This window comes from Rummeliibacillus stabekisii (genome assembly GCF_007988965.1).
GTDB lineage: Bacteria > Bacillota > Bacilli > Bacillales_A > Planococcaceae > Rummeliibacillus > Rummeliibacillus stabekisii.
Genome location: NZ_BJVD01000001.1, coordinates 661,640 through 678,657, shown reverse-complemented (window position 1 = coordinate 678,657; position 17,018 = coordinate 661,640). Strand labels below are relative to the sequence as shown.

Below are 17,018 nucleotides of genomic sequence, written 5' to 3'. Positions count from 1 at the left end.
TAATTCCTCTCATTTCAATTTAATAATAAAAGACTTTACATGAGGGAATATTAGTATCAAATATTATGAAATGCATATAGAAGACTTTCTAATTTTTTGTAATATAGAGTACTATTCGTCCTTAGTTATTGTTTGCTTTAGATTACAATATTTCCATAAATATATTTGTAGCTAAGACTTTTATCTTTCATTTCTTCCCGAATGGAAAAAACGTCAAACAAGGCTCTTGTCGTCAATTAAAATACTTGAGTGGAAAAAGGGGGAATTCTCTCTCTTTTTCTTTTCTTATGTAGAAAAATCGGCTATTATGGAACATAGAAAAGGTATCATGCGTCTTTTAATAGAAGGGAACGTTGAATGTGAGAGAATGGTATTTTGAATACGAAATACAAATCAACCGCCCCGGATTGCTAGGGGATATTGCATCGCTATTAGGTATGCTGAGAGTGAACATCGTTACTATTAACGGAGTGGACCAAGTCAGGCGCGGAATGCTACTACGTGCTGAAAAGGACGAGCAAATTGAACGTTTTAAAAACATTATTTCAACGATGGAAACGATTAGAGTAACTAAGTTTAGGCAGCCGACAACAAGGGACCGCTTAGCCATTCGACATGGTCGTTATATTCAACGTGAAGCAGATGAAAAAAAGACGTTTCGTTTTGTAAGAGATGAACTTGGTTTGTTGGTCGATTTTTTGGCGGAACTTTATAAAAAAGATGGCCGCAAGTTGATCGGTATACGTGGTATGCCAAGAGTTGGCAAAACTGAATCAATCGTAGCCGCAAGTGTTTCTGCAAATAAACGTTGGCTATTTTTATCGTCTACTATGATAAAACAAACATTACGCAATCGGTTGCTTGGCGATGAATTTAACAGTAACAATGTGTTTATTTTAGATGGCGTGGTGACGAGACGTTCAACAGATGAAGGGCATAAACAGTTAGTACGAGAAATTATGCAATTACCAACAATTATAGTGGTGGAACATCCTGATGTCTTTGTTCAGCAATCCGAATACACAATTGAAGACTTTGACTACATTATCGAACTAAGACATCATCCAGATGAAGAAATTACATATAAGTTGTTGGAGCAGGATAAAGATTTCATGCAAGACCCAAGTAATTTCGGTGGATTTGGAGGATTTAATTTTTAACAGGAAGGTGTATATCATTGACAGAATTAGGAACTCGTTTAAAAGAAGCGAGAATGTCAAAAGGTTATAGTCTGGATGATTTACAGGAAATCACAAAAATCCAAAAAAGGTATTTATCTGCCATTGAAGAAGGCAATTACAGTATTATGCCGGGATCCTTTTATGTGCGGGCTTTCATTAAACAATATGCGGAAGCAGTAGATCTGGATAGCAATGACTTACTAGAAACATATAAAGGTGAAATTCCAGCTAATAAATCTGCAGATCAAAGTGCTGCAACATCTCCTATATCTCAACCTGTACAACGGAGAGCCATGACGAAAAAAGCAGCAAGAAAAAGTGTTGATTGGATGCCGAAAATTATTGTTGCACTATTTATTATTGTTATTATTGTCTCCATTTGGTTCTTAAAACAACATAATTTTAAGAGTGATGTGGTAGATGATCCTAAACAAGATGTGAATGTTGAATCAACTGATGTTTCACATAAAAATAAAGCGCAATCATCTCAAAAAGATAACGTAAATAAAGAAAAAGAGAATACAAAAGAAGAAGAAAATACCTCTTCGAAAAAAGAAGAGAAGCCGCTTATCTCCAAAGGTAAATTAGAAAGCGACAATATTACAACCACTTATACTTTAACTGGTACGAAAGATTTGAAAGTAAAAGTAAAAGTGACTGGTAGCACATGGATTGGCATTCAAGATGAAAGCGGTAATGAAATTTCAAGCCAAGCGAAAAATTTTAAAGCTGACCAAATGTACAATAATGGTGATGTCTTAGAGATGGATGCAACAGGTAAGAAAAGCATAAGAGTAAGGCTCGGCGCATCTCCTAATGGTACAATTTATGTGAATAATAAGCAGATTAAGTTTGCAGCATCTCCAACAGAACGCTATACTCAAAATATCGTCATCAAATTGGAGGAAGAGGAGTAGTCATCAATAAAAGTGATGATTGTCCTTTGCAAGAAAGGTGAATTACATGAATATACCTAATAGAATTACAGTGTCTCGTGTATGTCTCATTCCGATATTTGTAATAATAATGGTAATCGACTTTCATTGGGGCAATTTGACTATGTTAGGGGCTACGATGCCAGTAGAGCATTTAGTCGGAGCTTTAATCTTTATTATTGCGTCATTGACGGACTGGATTGACGGGTATTATGCAAGAAAATACAATCTAGTGACAAACTTAGGGAAGTTTTTAGATCCGTTAGCAGATAAATTGCTAGTATCCTCTGCTTTCATTTTATTGGTTGGTTTGGACTATGCTCCTGCATGGGTCATCATCATTATTATCAGCCGAGAATTTGCAGTTACAGGCTTGCGCTTAATTTGTGCAGAACATGGTGAAGTAGTTGCTGCTAATCAGTTAGGCAAAATTAAAACTTGGACACAAATTTTAGCTATTGCCTTCCTATTGCTTCATAATATTATTTTTGCTATGTGGGGCATTCCTTTTGATCAAATTATGTTGTATGTGGCCCTTATCTTTACGATTTGGTCTGGACTCGACTATTTCTGGTTAAATCGAAAAATTTTGTTAGAATCTAAATAGCGGTTTATTTCAAACTTAATAAGGAAATACTATAAAGACTCATTTTGTCCTGTTGCTTGCAGCAGTACAACCACTAACGTGGCGTTCCATATACTGAACGGTGAGTCTTTTTACTAATGAAGAGATGTCTAAGGAGATGAATTTAGATGAATGCAGAAATTATTGCTGTGGGTTCTGAATTATTGTTAGGTCAAATAACTAATTCAAACGCACGGTTTATTTCAAGTCAATTAGCTGAAATCGGAATAAATGTTTATTATCATACTGTTGTAGGTGACAATCCAAATCGACTACTTGATGCAATTACTATTGCAGAAAATCGCTCGGACCTTATTATTTTTTCAGGTGGATTAGGACCTACGAAGGATGACTTAACAAAGGAAACAATCGCAAAGCATTTACATATTGAACTCGAAGAAGACAAGGATGCAATGAAAAGCATAGTTGAATTCTTCCAAAACCAAAACAAACCAATGACTGAAAATAATCGCAAACAAGCTCTTGTTCTTAAAGGCTCGCATGTTTTAGCTAATAGAAATGGCATGGCTCCTGGCATGATGTATACAGCGAGCAATCACACTTACATTCTTTTACCTGGCCCGCCGAAGGAAATTGAACCCATGTTCCAATTCGAAGCAAAGCCATTGCTTACTTCTCTTGTTTCAAAAGGCCAAATTGTTTCTCACGTGCTTCGTTTTTACGGAATAGGCGAGGCTGAATTAGAAGATAAGCTTCAACATTTACTAGAAAACCAAACGAATCCAACGCTAGCACCATTAGCTTCTGATGGTGAAGTGACAATACGCATTACAGCGAATGCCGACACGACGGAAGAGGCATGGAAAAAAATTCGAGTAGCCAAAGAAGAAATTTTACACATAGCAGGAGATTATTTTTACGGGGTAGACGATGATTCTATATCAAGCGTATTAACTAAAATGCTGATGAAGAATGAATTAACCATCGCTGCTGCTGAAAGTTTAACGGCTGGGCTATTCCAAGCAGAACTGGCTAATAATCCGGGGGTGGGTGAAGCATTACTCGGCGGAATGGTCACATATAATGAGCAAGTAAAAATTAATCAATTAGGCATGGCGAAAGAAGTGATTGAACAGCATGGCGTTGTCAGCAGTGAATGTGCTAGTGAAATGGCGCGTTTAGTGAAGGAGAAATTTGGTTCGACTATTGGCGTTGGCTTAACAGGCGCAGCAGGTCCGCAAGCACACGGTAATAAACCAGCTGGTACTGTATGGATTGGTATTGCAATTGGTGATGAGCCTCCGCATACGTATCGCCTCCAATTATCTGGCAGCCGTAATACAAATCGACTTCGTGCAACGAAATCTGCATTCTATCGTTTAATTCAGCTATTAATTGAAAAGGGCTATGAAAGAGCCTAAAAGATTTCAACTAAAAAAACGCTAAAATTGAATTCTATATTCAATTTAGCGTTTGGTTTTTAAAAGTGTACATTTTAACGAATAAATGTTCGCTTTTTTCTTGTGTTTTTCTCAGAAAAGAAGTATAGTAGGTTTAGAAATAAAAAAGTGTTCTTAATAGGAGGAAACAGAGTGGACGAACGGAAAGCGGCATTAGATATGGCCTTAAAACAAATTGAAAAACAATTTGGTAAAGGCTCTGTAATGAAATTAGGCGAGCAAGCAGATCGTAAAGTTTCTACATCTTCTACTGGATCTTTAGCTCTTGATACAGCACTTGGAGTGGGTGGCTATCCCCGCGGCCGTGTGATAGAAATATATGGACCAGAAAGCTCTGGTAAAACAACAGTAGCACTTCATGCCATTGCAGAAGTACAAGCAAATGGAGGACAAGCAGCTTTCATAGATGCAGAGCATGCGCTTGATCCAGTTTATGCGTCCAAACTAGGCGTAAACATTGATGAATTATTGCTTTCTCAACCAGATACAGGTGAGCAAGCACTAGAAATTGCAGAAGCACTAGTTCGCAGTGGTGCTATTGATATTATTATAATCGACTCTGTTGCTGCTCTTACACCAAAAGCAGAAATTGAAGGCGAGATGGGTGATTCCCATGTCGGTTTGCAAGCGCGTTTGATGTCTCAAGCATTGCGTAAGCTATCCGGTATTATTAATAAATCAAATACAATTGCCATCTTCATTAACCAAATCCGTGAAAAAATCGGTGTAATGTTTGGGAACCCTGAAACTACACCAGGCGGAAGAGCGCTTAAGTTCTATTCATCAGTTCGTTTAGAGGTGCGTCGTGCTGAAACAATTAAGCAAGGTAATGATATGGTCGGTAACCGTACTAAAATCAAAGTAGTAAAAAATAAAGTAGCTCCACCTTTTAAAACTGCAGAAGTTGATATTATGTATGGCGAAGGAATCTCTAAAGAGGGAGAAATCATCGATATCGGCGTAGAAAAAGATATCGTACAAAAGAGCGGCTCATGGTATGCGTATGAAGATGAACGTTTAGGCCAAGGTCGTGAAAATGCAAAACAATTCCTTAAAGAGAATCCAGAAGTACGTGAAGAAATTGCACAAAAAATTAGGGTGGCTTCAGGTATTGGTGAGCAAGAATATGAAGTTATCGAAGAACCAGAAGAAAATCCTACTCTATTTGAAGAGTAATAATAAAACTGTGAAGGCCTCTTATTAAAAGAGGCCTTTTTAGCTAGGAGAAATATAGGATTTTAATCACAGAATTATTAGTATTTTTGGGTATCCAAAAACTGTGAATCCTTGACAGGTCTATCTATCAACTATACAATTAATATGTATTATTTCTAAATTTGAAATGAAATTGGCGCTATATTGTTAACTCAATGTAAAGCCGACTAAAAGAAAATATCAATAACTCAAGGGGAGGTGTTCGAATGATAGAAATAGTCATCTCCGCTTTGATTGGACTGATCGTCGGTGCAGCTGTGATCTATTTTATTACGAAAAAGGTGAATGATTCAAAAGTGACAGGTGCAAAGGGCACTGCAGAACTAATTGTTGAAGAAGGTAAAAGGGAAGCAGAGGCTCTAAAGAAAGAGGCATTACTTGAAGCAAAAGATGAAACTCACAAACTTCGAACTGAAGCAGAAAATGACATCCGCGAACGCCGTTCAGAACTTACGAAACAAGAAAACCGTTTATTGCAAAGAGAAGAGAATCTTGATCGTAAGGATGAAGCGCTTAACAAGAGAGAATCTGGTTTAGAGCGTAAGGAAGAGGCGTTAGTAGAAAGACAACAGCATATTGTACAGATGGAAAGCAAAGCGGAAGAGCTTGTTGCTAAACAACAATCTGAAATCGAACGCATTTCAGCATTAACACGTGAAGATGCAAGAACGATTATATTAGAAGAAGTAGAAAATGAGTTAACAACTGATATTGCCGTTATGACTAAAGAAGCAGAAACACGTGCAAAGGAAGATGCTGACAAAAAGGCACGAGAAATTTTATCATTAGCGATACAGCGTTTTGCAGCAGATCATGTGGCAGAAACCACTGTATCGGTTGTAAACTTGCCTAACGATGAAATGAAAGGCCGCATTATCGGGCGTGAAGGCCGTAATATCCGTACGCTTGAAACGCTTACTGGTATTGATTTAATCATTGATGATACGCCAGAAGCAGTTATTTTATCTGGTTTCGATCCAATCCGCCGTGAAACAGCAAGATTGGCACTTGAAAAATTAGTTCAAGATGGACGAATTCATCCAGCTCGCATAGAAGAGATGGTAGAAAAGTCTCGTCGTGAAATTGATGAACAAATTCGCGAAACAGGTGAACAGACTACTTTTGAAGTAGGAATTCATAATCTTCATCCTGATTTAATGAAAATCCTTGGTCGCATGAAATACCGGACAAGCTATGGCCAAAATGTATTAAAACACTCAATAGAAGTGGCACATTTAGCTGGATTAATGGCAGCCGAATTAGGTGAAGATGTGACGTTGGCAAAACGTGCTGGTCTCCTTCATGATATCGGAAAAGCGATTGACCATGAAGTAGAAGGAAGCCATGTTGAAATCGGTGTTGAATTAGCAACAAAATACCATGAACATCCAGTCGTGATTAATAGTATCGCTTCACATCATGGTGATACAGAGCCAACATCCGTTATTGCAGTCATCGTTGCAGCAGCTGATGCTTTATCTGCTGCGCGTCCTGGAGCACGAAGTGAGACGCTAGAAAACTATATTAGACGTTTAGAAAAACTAGAAGAAATTTCAGAGTCTTACGAAGGCGTGGAAAAATCATTTGCCATTCAAGCTGGCCGCGAAATCCGTATTATTGTACGTCCGGACCAAGTGGATGATTTGGCTTCACACCGCCTAGCACGTGATATTCGAAAAAGAATTGAAGACGAACTAGATTATCCAGGCCACATCAAAGTTACTGTTATTCGCGAGACGCGGGCAGTAGACTACGCAAAATAAAAGAGAGCATTACATCATCTCTTGCTATAGCTATAAAGTGGAACGATAAACGAAATCATTTCTAACTTTTTACAAACTAAACTAAATGACAAAAGGCTTCTTAGATCTTCGGTCGAGAAGCCTTTTTTTATGGAATGGGTGGAACAATGAAAATTTTATTTATAGGAGATATAGTGGGAGATATAGGATTGGAGGCTGTTCAACATTATTTGCCTCGTTTGAAACGAAAATATCAAGTAGACGTTGTGATAGCAAATGGAGAAAATGCGGCAAAAGGTAAAGGCATTACAAAACGAATCTATCAGGATTTACTGATGATGGGTGTAGATGTTATCACAATGGGCAATCATACATGGGATCAAAAAGAAATATTTGATTTTATAGATGATGTCGATTATTTAATACGTCCTGCTAATTTTTCTGAAGAGGCGCCGGGCAAAGGGATGGTTTCAATCACAAAAAACGGGGAGACACTCACTATCATCAATTTGCACGGAAGAACATTTTTGCCACCGCATCAGGACCCTTTTGCTATGGCAGAAGAATTAATTACTGAAGCAAAGAAAACTTCTCCTCTTGTTTTCGTTGATTTCCATGCCGAAGCAACGAGCGAAAAAGTGGCATTGGGCTGGCATTTAGATGGAAAAGCCTCGGTTGTTGTTGGGACACACACCCATGTACAAACAGCGGATGAAAGAATTTTACCAAAGGGTACAGCTTATATTACAGACGTGGGTATGACAGGACCGTATGATGAGATATTAGGCACTAAGAAGGAAAGTGTGCTTTATCGCTTTAAAACAAATATGCCTGTACGCTTTGAAGTGCCACAAGAAGGCAGAGAAGTATTTAGCGGATTGATTGTTGAGCTGGATACGACAACTGGTAAAGCGAAAAGTATTGAACGAATCTATATTAATGGAGATAAGCCTTTAAAAGGATAAATAAGATTGCCATGACTGTAATTCAGAATTTGAAGTCTAACTGGAAGCGAGCGAGCATACAATGCTTCATGGACAATCAAATGTCCCTGATTTTTTCAAACTAAGGGAGGAATAGTTGTGGATTCATTGAAAGTATCATCTCGCTCAAACCCTAATTCTGTGGCAGGAGCATTAGTGGCAGTGATTAGAGAGCAAGGATTTGCAGAAATGCAAGCAGTAGGAGCAGGAGCGCTGAACCAAGCGGTAAAGGCTATTGCTATTGCGCGGGGCTTTGTAGCACCAAGCGGAACAGATTTAACTTGTTCGCCAGCATTTACAGATATTTTGATTGCTGGAGAAGATCGTACAGCATTAAAGCTTCTTGTTGAAAAACGAGTAAGATAGATTGCTAACTTCATTACTTAAGACATTGGGAGATATCCCTTTGTCTTTTTTGCTTTTCAGCGGTTAATTGGCAGATAAAAGTACATAAAGCAATAAAACTTCATTGTGACTCCACCGTTTACTTAAATGTTATATAATGTAAATTAACTAGAATGGGGGATTCGAATGAGCACGCTATTAATTAATGTTGGAATGAGCATTCTTGTGGGAGGAATCTTTATCATTGCTGGACTGATATTGTTGTATAAGCCACCAAAAGATATAAATGGGCTATACGGCTATCGAACAACACGCTCCATGAAAAATAAGGTGCTTTGGAAGGAAGGAAATAAATACAGCACCAAACTATTAATTTTATATGGTGTTATTCTAATGGTCTTGGACATTGTAGTAAGCTTTGCTTTATCAAATGGTGAGTATACTCTTCTTGTTATTATCGGGTTGATGATAGTATCGTCTATTCATTTAATTATGGCTATAGAAAGGAAATTAAAGCAGCTAGAAAAAACTTTGTTAGAATAAATTATTTGTTGCCACTATGTCATTAGTAGTCAGATTAAGCAATAGCTTTTGGCATCATTACATTGAGTACTTAAAACATCTGCGAAAATGTGCTTTCCGTCAAAGGTCTGATTTTAAGCAATTTCATCCCATAACAATAGTTTCAAGCGCTTGTTCGTGTTAAACTTATGTAGGATTATTGCTAAACGTTTGTATATTAAGGAGATGTTAATTGATGTTACATCAGCTTTCATGGAAAGTCGGTGGGCAGCAGGGGGAAGGTATTGAAAGTACCGGCGAGATTTTTTCCACTGCGATGAACCGACTTGGTTACCATTTATACGGATATCGCCATTTCTCTTCTCGTATTAAGGGTGGCCACACAAATAATAAAATCAACGTTCGTACTTCGACTGTGCATACGATTCCAGATGATCTGGACATATTGGTTGCGTTTGACCAAGAAACAATCGATGTCAATTATAAAGAATTAAATGAAGCAGGCGTCATTCTGGCTGATGCTAAATTCAAACCAACTAAGCCTGAAGATTGCATAGCTGAACTATATATTGTTCCATTCACAGAAATTGCAACAGAACTAGGGACTTCCCTAATGAAAAACATGGTTGCCATCGGTGCAACTGCTGCTCTTATGAACTTAGAGGATGCAGCATTTCAATCTGTTGTAGATGAAATCTTTGGTCGTAAAGGTGAAACAGTTGTCCAAAAAAACATGGAGGCTATTGCCAAAGGCCATTTAGTGATGAATGATTTATTACAAGATCAAGCAGGGAAATTTGAACTTGAGCCAGGAGATGGCAAACATCGTCTATTTATGATTGGGAATGAAGCCATTGCTTTAGGAGCACTTGCAGCAGGTACTCGTTTTATGGCTGCATATCCAATTACTCCGGCGTCTGAAATTATGGAATATCTCATTAAGAAATTACCTAAATTCGGTGGCACAGTCATCCAAACAGAAGATGAAATCGCAGCAGCTACAATGGCAATAGGAGCAAATTATGGCGGCGTACGAGCATTCACAGCATCAGCTGGTCCTGGTCTTTCATTAATGATGGAAGCGTTAGGCTTAGCAGGCATGACAGAAACACCACTTGTAGTCGTTGATACACAGCGTGGAGGTCCATCAACTGGACTGCCAACAAAACAAGAACAATCCGATTTGATGGCAATGCTTTATGGTACACACGGTGAAATTCCGAAAGTAGTTATCGCACCTTCTACGGGCGAAGAAGCATTTTATGATACAATTCAAGCATTTAATATTGCGGACGAATTACAGCTTCCTGTCATTATTTTGTCTGACTTGCAGCTATCACTAGGTAAACAAACAGTTGAACCGTTTGATTACTCAAAAATTAACATTAGCCGTGGTAAGCTAAATCTTGGTGAATTGCCAGAAATTGAAGATAAACAATACTTCAAACGATATGAAGTGACAGAAGATGGTATCTCAACACGTGTTGTTCCTGGACAGAAATATGGTATCCACCATGTTACAGGCGTAGAGCATAACGAAGAAGGAAAACCTTCTGAAGCAGCTGGTAACCGTAAAAATCAAATGGACAAGCGTTTTAGAAAATTACAGCATGTACATTTTGAGAATCCGGTCTTCAAAGCAGCACCACATGAAGAGGCAGATATATTAATCGTAGGATTTGGCTCAACAAAAGGTGCAATTGAAGAGATTCTTCCAATGCTTGAAGCAGAGGGTATTAAATCAAACCATGCACATATCCGATTAATACATCCATTCCCGGTTGCAGAAATGAAACCGTTAGTAGAAAACGCTAAAAAGATTATTGTTGTTGAAAACAATGCAACAGGCCAACTAGCGAATATTATCAAATTAAACATGGGACACCATGACAAAATCGTCAACTTGACGAAATATGACGGCACACCGTTCTTGCCAAAAGAACTATTTGGCCGTGTAAAGGAGTTGCTAACAGATGGTAACATTTAAGGATTTTCGAAATACAGTAAAGCCTAACTGGTGCCCAGGTTGTGGCGACTTTTCTGTACAAGCTGCTATTCAACGTGCAGCAGCAAATCTTGAAATCGTACCGCATGAATTGGCGGTCGTATCCGGGATAGGCTGTTCTGGACGTCTATCAGGTTATATCAATTCTTATGGTTTGCATGGTATTCATGGTAGAGCATTACCAATTGCACAAGGCCTCAAAATGGCCAATCGTGATTTAAACGTTATCGCAACAGGCGGTGACGGAGATGGTTTTGCTATCGGAATGGGGCATACAATCCATTCGATCCGTCGTAATATTGATATTACTTATGTTGTCATGGACAACCAAATTTATGGCTTAACAAAGGGCCAAACATCTCCTCGCTCAGCTGCAGGATTTGTTACAAAATCTACTCCTGGTGGTGCCATTGAGCCTTCATTAAAACCACTTGAAGTAGCACTATCTTCTGGTGCAACATTTGTAGCTCAAAGTTTTTCGACTGACTTGAAAGAACTAACAGCTATTATTGAAGAAGGAATGAAACATAAAGGTTTTTCTTTTATCAATGTGTTTAGTCCATGTGTTACTTATAATAAAGTGAATACGTATGATTGGTTTAAAGAAAACTTAACAAAACTTTCAAGCATTGAAGGCTATGATAATACAAATCGGGCGGAAGCAATGAAAACTGTCATGGAACATGATGGACTAGTGACAGGTATTATCTATCAAAACAATGAAGAAGAATCTTATCAGGATAAAGTGGAAGGCTACAGTAAAGAACCTTTGAATAAAGCGGACATTATGATGAAAGAAGAACAACTTCAAGAATTGATGAACGACTTTATGTAGTAGCTAACTTTTTAAAAAGAGATCAAGTATTTAACTTGATCTCTTTTTTATTTATTCGAAAAAGAATTTTATGGCGAATAGCCAACATTTCGTACTCTTATCTTGTAGGAATCCTTCCAACTCCAGTATAATAGGAAGATGGGTACTCGATCGAAAGGAGAATACCATGAACGAAGAACAACGACTAGCTAGTCAACAAGCAATAAATTCTAAGTCATCCAGTGCAAATACTGAAAAAGACTATAGCAAATATTTTCAAAGCACGTATACGGCCCCTTCTTTAAAAGATGCCAAAAAACGCGGCAAGGAAGAAATCCAATACCATAAGGATTTTAATATTGATGAACAATTCATGGGTATGGGGACGGGACGTAAATTTTTAATCCGTACATACGGCTGTCAAATGAATGAACACGATACAGAAGTAATGGCTGGCATCTTCTTACAGCTTGGCTATGAACCAACCGAAAATGTCGAAGAAGCGAATGTTATACTGATGAATACATGTGCCATTCGAGAAAATGCCGAAAACCGTGTATTTGGTGAGCTAGGGCATCTAAAACCATTAAAACTAAAAAATCCAGATCTGCTGATTGGTGTTTGTGGTTGTATGTCCCAAGAAGAAGCAGTGGTCAAGAAAATATTAAAAACATATGATCAAGTTGATATGATTTTTGGCACACACAACATCCACCGGCTTCCTGAAATCTTAAACGAAGCTTACCTTTCAAAAGAAATGGTGATTGAAGTATGGTCCAAGGAAGGCGATGTTATAGAAAACCTTCCAAAGGTACGTAAAGGAAATACAAAGGCATGGGTAAATATCATGTATGGCTGCGACAAGTTTTGCACCTATTGTATCGTCCCTTACACAAGGGGCAAAGAACGAAGCCGGTTGCCGGAAGATATTATTCAAGAAGTACGTTCTCTTGCTTCTCAAGGGTATCAAGAAATTACACTGCTTGGCCAAAATGTTAACGCTTATGGCAAAGACTTTGAGAATAGACAATATCGCTTGAGCCACTTAATGGACGACTTACGTAAAATTGATATTCCGCGCATTCGTTTTACGACAAGCCATCCAAGAGATTTTGATGACGCATTAATAGAGGTATTAGCGCAGAAAGGCAATTTGGTAGAACATATCCACTTGCCTGTCCAATCAGGCTCATCTGATATGCTGAAAATTATGGCTCGAAAATATACGCGTGAAAGCTATCTAGAACTAGTGCGTAAAATTCGTGCAAAAATGCCGGATGTAGTGTTGACAACTGATATTATTGTGGGATTCCCGAATGAAACAGAAGAACAATTCGAAGAAACATTATCTCTCTACAAAGAAGTAGGCTTTGAAATGGCCTATACTTATATATATTCAGCTCGCGCTGGAACACCAGCTGCTAAAATGCAAGATAATGTGCCGTTAGAAGTGAAAAAAGATAGACTACAGCGTTTAAACGCTGTGGTAAATGAATATTGCGGCAAAGCATTGAAAAAGTATGATGGTGAAATTGTAGAAGTTTTGGTAGAGGGAGAAAGTAAGCGAAATCCTGATGTTTTAGCAGGATATACAAGAAAAAATAAACTCGTTAACTTTAAAGCACCTAAAGAAGTAATCGGCAAATTAGCTAAAGTCAAAGTGACAGAAGCAAAAACATGGTCTTTGTCAGGTGAATTGGTTGAAGTAATAGCGAGTGAAGAGGTGAAGGTATAATGACAGAATTATATACAAAAGACGATATTATTAAAAAAGCACATGAAATTGCACACATGATTGCAAATACTGAAGAAGTGGATTTCTTTAAACGGGCAGAAGCACAAATTAATGAAAATCAATTTGTTCGCGAAAAAATCGCTAGTCTAAAAAGCTTACAAAAACAAGCTGTAAATTTCCAACATTACGGAAAAGAAAAAGCACTAAAATTAATTGATGAAAAAATAGAGAAAATCGAAGCAGAAATTGATGAATTGCCGATCGTCGTAGAATTTAAACAATCACAAGGCGATGTCAACGACCTATTACAGCTTGTATCAAATTCAATTGCTAACAGAGTAACAGATGAAATTGTGGAAACAACAGGCGGCGATGTATTAAGAGGAGAAACAGGATCTAAAGTGCGTAATTCACAGCCTGGAAGCTGCTCATAATTTAGTAGCCCATCATCAGAGATGTCTTAAAACAACTTTTTGTTTTAAGGCATCTTTTTTGTCCATTTTTATTTTTCAACTGATTTAAGAACCTGCTAGGCCATAGCCGCATATGATGAGGTGAACGGAATAAAGGAGGAATCATGCTGAAACAGTTACGTCATATTGTGACAAAAGCAGTGATTGCAAAGGGTAAAAAAAGTACAGAATGCACAGAAAACCTGCGTCCGCCAAATAATCCATCAAGTATCTTAGGATGCTGGGTCATCAATCATACTTATTCTGCAAAAAAAGTCGGCAAGTTTGTCGAAGTCACTGGCAAGTATGATATTAATGTATGGTATGCCTATAACAATCATTCTAAAACGGCTGTCCATTCAGAATCCATTCCCTATAAAGAAAGAATCAAGCTACATTACAGGGATGAAGACGAGTCAACAGGTAAAGAAGAGGTGCATATCCGTGTCATCCAGCATCCAAACTGCATTGAGGCCATTATTTGTCCGGATGGTGAAAAATTTATTATTACAATAGAGAGAGAATTACTGGCGGAAATTGTGGGAGAAACAACGATTTGCATTAGCATCCATCCATTAGATGATGAAGAAGAATGGGACTTTAAAGATGAAAGCTCTTCTTCTTCCAGTTCTTCTAGCTCTTCCAGTTCCTCAAGTGGATTAGAATCATCATCATTTGGATAAATCAATTGCTTTTCTGAAAGAGTGACAATCTAGTTAGTTTTGATCTTGATATCTGTTAATAGTGGGAAAAGTATAAAATTGAGCCGAGAGCAAATCTCGGCTTTTTTGTTTTAAATTGTATAGTTTTAAGGTATTGGGGAATACAAAGAGAAATGGTATATCTTAGAATATCATAAGTTCATGTATTTTTTTTTCATATTCTATATTGATTAATAAAAATTTTTTCCTTATAATAAGTCTAATGAAAATGCTTACATGATAGAAGAACATATAAAAGGGGGAAGTAAAATGGACGCATATTTATTGTTGATTACACTGCTAGCGATTGTCATCGTTATCTTAGGTGTATCTGTCTTTAAATGGCATGCTTTTATTAGTTTATTGATTGCTAGTCTGTTCCTTGCTATTTTCACTGGCATGAAGCTGGATGAAATCGTAAAAGCATATGAAACAGGTGTTGGTGGGACGCTCGGCCACTTAATTGGTATTATCGCACTTGGCGCTATTCTAGGGAAGATGCTCGCTGAGTCGGGGGCAGGGCTACGCATCGCAAATTACTTTATAAAAGTGTTCGGAGAAAAGAAATTGCCTTGGGCTATGTTTTTCTCTGGATTTGTAATTGGGATTCCGGTCTTTTTTGAGGTAGGAATTTTAATTTTACTTCCGCTTGTCATTTCGATACAAAAAGCATCAAAGAAAAATATTTTATTAATTGCATTACCTGCCATTGCTGGATTATCCATTGTTCATGGCTTAGTTCCACCACATCCAGGAGCAGTAGCGGCTATAGGCATCTACAATGCGAACTTGGGAAAAGTGCTTTTATATTCTTTAATTATTGCCATTCCATCTGGCATTATCGGAGGTCCGCTTTACGCTAAGTTTATTAGTAAACGTGTCACTCCCGAAGAAGAGCCTGAATTTGTCCATGTAGAAGAAATACCAAAGGACAAAATGCCAAGCACTTGGATTTCATTCTTTTCTATTCTTTTGCCGGTTATTTTAATGGTGCTTGGTACTATTGCGCCATATATAAAAGCGAGTGAAACAATTGAAAAACTATTCACTTTAATCGGTAGCCCGCTAATCGCATTATTGATCTCTGTCTTCTCAGCATACTATTTCCTTGGCCTGCGTTTAGGACAAGATCGCAAGGCTATCAAGAAATTTACAGAAGATTGTTTAGTCCCAGTAGGATCTATTGTTTTGATTATCGGTGCAGGTGGCGGATTTAAACAAATCTTGATTGATAGTGGTGTCGGTGATACCATTGGCCATTTGGCACAGAATTTCTCTGTATCTCCTCTAGTACTGGCGTTTATTATTGCTGGTTTAATTCGTATCGCGACAGGTTCTGCAACAGTTGCACTGACAACTGCAGCAGGCATAGTATCTCCGATTATTGCGAATATGTCTGGTGTTAACTTAGAGTTACTGGTTATTGTAACGGGTGCCGGTTCATTAATGTTTTCACATGTGAATGATGCAGGATTCTGGATGGTTAAAGAATATCTAGGATTATCAATTAAAGAAACGTTTAAGACTTGGACAGCTTTAGAGACCATTCTGTCATTTATGGCGTTTATCTTTGCATTAATCTTAAACGCGTTTATTTAAAAAAACGTGAGTCTTCTCAGGTGTTTAATAAAACAACACTTTGGCCTCTATAAAAAAAGAACATCACTTATTATATAGTGATGTTCTTTTTTATTTTATGAAACTATAGTAAGTCGGATACAAGATATTATTGATCTTCTAAAATTAGCGATATAACTCAATAATTTGCGTTGCTATGTATTCAGAACTAAACTGAACTCCATCTTTTAGCCACCACATGATTATACCGAGGATTGAGGAAGCAAGAATATCCATCGATAAAATTGTTACTTCAATTTCCTTACTTTTTCTTTCTCTTTTCATGACAATAGAATCCGTTAAGATCATTTGTAATTTTTTTTTGAAACCAGGGTGTTCAATAAGAACAGAAAAAATTTTTCGATGTTTATAAAAGTAATCTAAAAATGCAATTAATTGTTCTTTATTGTTTTTATCATCAACGAATAAGGTTGGAGACATTTCCAACAACAAGTCGTCAAAAATATTGTGGACTAACTGCTTTAAAAGGTCTCCTATATCTAAAAAATGTAAATAAAATGTTGCGCGATTTAATCCTGCTTGTTGTGATATTTTTTGAACAGTTAGTTTTGATATATTAGGGTTTTCTATCAATATATCCACTGCAGCTTGTTTTAACATTTGTTTAGAGCGTTTGGCGCGAGGGTCTTCCTTTTTTTGTTTGTTCATTTTGGTCTCCTTTGTCTATTTACTTATATTAAGACGATGCCTTTAAAAAAAGTGTT

General features: G+C 37.5%; 16 protein-coding genes. 15 read left to right on the top strand and 1 reads right to left on the bottom strand.

Going from position 1 to position 17,018, the window contains the following annotated elements:
- Positions 1–359: 359 nt before the first annotated feature.
- The 15 genes from RST01_RS03435 to RST01_RS03365 all read left to right on the top strand — a co-directional run bounded on the left by RST01_RS03435 (position 360) and on the right by RST01_RS03365 (position 16,275).
- Complete coding sequence (locus RST01_RS03435; protein WP_066791839.1) at positions 360–1,160, top strand: DUF3388 domain-containing protein; 801 nt, start codon at positions 360–362, stop codon at positions 1,158–1,160.
- Positions 1,161–1,177: 17 nt separating this feature from the next.
- Entirely contained in the window at positions 1,178–2,098 is a 921-nt protein-coding gene (locus RST01_RS03430; RefSeq protein WP_147194068.1) for a helix-turn-helix domain-containing protein, read from the top strand.
- A 46-nt stretch (positions 2,099–2,144) separates the two neighbouring features.
- Entirely contained in the window at positions 2,145–2,723 is a 579-nt protein-coding gene (gene pgsA, locus RST01_RS03425) for a CDP-diacylglycerol--glycerol-3-phosphate 3-phosphatidyltransferase (protein ID WP_066785797.1), read from the top strand.
- Between the two features lie 146 nt (positions 2,724–2,869).
- Positions 2,870–4,123, top strand: coding sequence for a competence/damage-inducible protein A (locus tag RST01_RS03420; RefSeq protein WP_147194066.1), 1,254 nt, complete (start codon positions 2,870–2,872; stop codon positions 4,121–4,123).
- A 171-nt stretch (positions 4,124–4,294) separates the two neighbouring features.
- Positions 4,295–5,338, top strand: a complete 1,044-nt coding sequence (gene recA, locus RST01_RS03415) for a recombinase RecA (RefSeq protein ID WP_066785806.1) — start codon at positions 4,295–4,297, stop codon at positions 5,336–5,338.
- 245 nt (positions 5,339–5,583) lie between these two features.
- On the top strand, positions 5,584–7,140 hold the full coding sequence (gene rny / locus RST01_RS03410) for a ribonuclease Y (RefSeq protein ID WP_147194064.1): 1,557 nt from the start codon (positions 5,584–5,586) through the stop codon (positions 7,138–7,140).
- Between the two features lie 146 nt (positions 7,141–7,286).
- On the top strand, positions 7,287–8,084 hold the full coding sequence (locus tag RST01_RS03405; RefSeq protein WP_147194063.1) for a TIGR00282 family metallophosphoesterase: 798 nt from the start codon (positions 7,287–7,289) through the stop codon (positions 8,082–8,084).
- A gap of 117 nt (positions 8,085–8,201) precedes the next feature.
- Complete coding sequence (locus RST01_RS03400; RefSeq protein WP_066785813.1) at positions 8,202–8,468, top strand: stage V sporulation protein S; 267 nt, start codon at positions 8,202–8,204, stop codon at positions 8,466–8,468.
- A 165-nt stretch (positions 8,469–8,633) separates the two neighbouring features.
- On the top strand, positions 8,634–8,990 hold the full coding sequence (locus RST01_RS03395) for an SdpI family protein (protein ID WP_147194061.1): 357 nt from the start codon (positions 8,634–8,636) through the stop codon (positions 8,988–8,990).
- 214 nt (positions 8,991–9,204) lie between these two features.
- Positions 9,205–10,956: a 2-oxoacid:acceptor oxidoreductase subunit alpha gene (locus RST01_RS03390; RefSeq protein ID WP_147194059.1), complete on the top strand. Its 1,752-nt coding sequence runs from the start codon at positions 9,205–9,207 to the stop codon at positions 10,954–10,956.
- A complete protein-coding gene (locus RST01_RS03385) occupies positions 10,943–11,809 on the top strand; it encodes a 2-oxoacid:ferredoxin oxidoreductase subunit beta (protein WP_066785824.1) in 867 nt (288 codons plus the stop codon). The genes RST01_RS03390 and RST01_RS03385 overlap by 14 nt, the downstream gene beginning before the upstream one ends.
- A gap of 166 nt (positions 11,810–11,975) precedes the next feature.
- The gene (miaB, locus tag RST01_RS03380) at positions 11,976–13,523 is read left to right on the top strand and encodes a tRNA (N6-isopentenyl adenosine(37)-C2)-methylthiotransferase MiaB (protein ID WP_147194057.1); all 1,548 of its coding nucleotides are present in this window, start codon (positions 11,976–11,978) and stop codon (positions 13,521–13,523) included.
- Positions 13,523–13,957, top strand: a complete 435-nt coding sequence (locus RST01_RS03375) for a YlbF/YmcA family competence regulator (protein WP_066785828.1) — start codon at positions 13,523–13,525, stop codon at positions 13,955–13,957. Before miaB ends, RST01_RS03375 begins: the two co-directional genes overlap by 1 nt.
- A 146-nt stretch (positions 13,958–14,103) precedes the next feature.
- Positions 14,104–14,658: an outer spore coat protein CotE gene (gene cotE / locus RST01_RS03370; RefSeq protein WP_066791840.1), complete on the top strand. Its 555-nt coding sequence runs from the start codon at positions 14,104–14,106 to the stop codon at positions 14,656–14,658.
- Between the two features lie 288 nt (positions 14,659–14,946).
- Positions 14,947–16,275, top strand: coding sequence for a GntT/GntP/DsdX family permease (locus RST01_RS03365; RefSeq protein ID WP_147194056.1), 1,329 nt, complete (start codon positions 14,947–14,949; stop codon positions 16,273–16,275).
- 144 nt (positions 16,276–16,419) lie between these two features.
- Here RST01_RS03365 and RST01_RS03360 read toward each other — a convergent pair whose 3' ends face one another.
- Positions 16,420–16,962, bottom strand: a complete 543-nt coding sequence (locus RST01_RS03360; protein ID WP_147194054.1) for a TetR/AcrR family transcriptional regulator — start codon at positions 16,960–16,962, stop codon at positions 16,420–16,422.
- Positions 16,963–17,018: the final 56 nt, after the last annotated feature.

Excerpts from the sequence above, each read along its gene's own strand:
- pgsA (WP_066785797.1), top strand. The coding sequence starts at position 2,145 with ATGAATATACCTAATAGAATTACAGTGTCTCGTGTATGTCTCATTCCG.
- RST01_RS03420 (WP_147194066.1), top strand. The coding sequence starts at position 2,870 with ATGAATGCAGAAATTATTGCTGTGGGTTCTGAATTATTGTTAGGTCAA.
- rny (WP_147194064.1), top strand. The coding sequence starts at position 5,584 with ATGATAGAAATAGTCATCTCCGCTTTGATTGGACTGATCGTCGGTGCA.
- RST01_RS03405 (WP_147194063.1), top strand. The coding sequence starts at position 7,287 with ATGAAAATTTTATTTATAGGAGATATAGTGGGAGATATAGGATTGGAG.
- RST01_RS03395 (WP_147194061.1), top strand. The coding sequence starts at position 8,634 with ATGAGCACGCTATTAATTAATGTTGGAATGAGCATTCTTGTGGGAGGA.
- RST01_RS03390 (WP_147194059.1), top strand. The coding sequence starts at position 9,205 with ATGTTACATCAGCTTTCATGGAAAGTCGGTGGGCAGCAGGGGGAAGGT.
- RST01_RS03385 (WP_066785824.1), top strand. The coding sequence starts at position 10,943 with ATGGTAACATTTAAGGATTTTCGAAATACAGTAAAGCCTAACTGGTGC.
- miaB (WP_147194057.1), top strand. The coding sequence starts at position 11,976 with ATGAACGAAGAACAACGACTAGCTAGTCAACAAGCAATAAATTCTAAG.
- RST01_RS03375 (WP_066785828.1), top strand. The coding sequence starts at position 13,523 with ATGACAGAATTATATACAAAAGACGATATTATTAAAAAAGCACATGAA.
- RST01_RS03365 (WP_147194056.1), top strand. The coding sequence starts at position 14,947 with ATGGACGCATATTTATTGTTGATTACACTGCTAGCGATTGTCATCGTT.
- RST01_RS03360 (WP_147194054.1), bottom strand. The coding sequence starts at position 16,962 with ATGAACAAACAAAAAAAGGAAGACCCTCGCGCCAAACGCTCTAAACAA.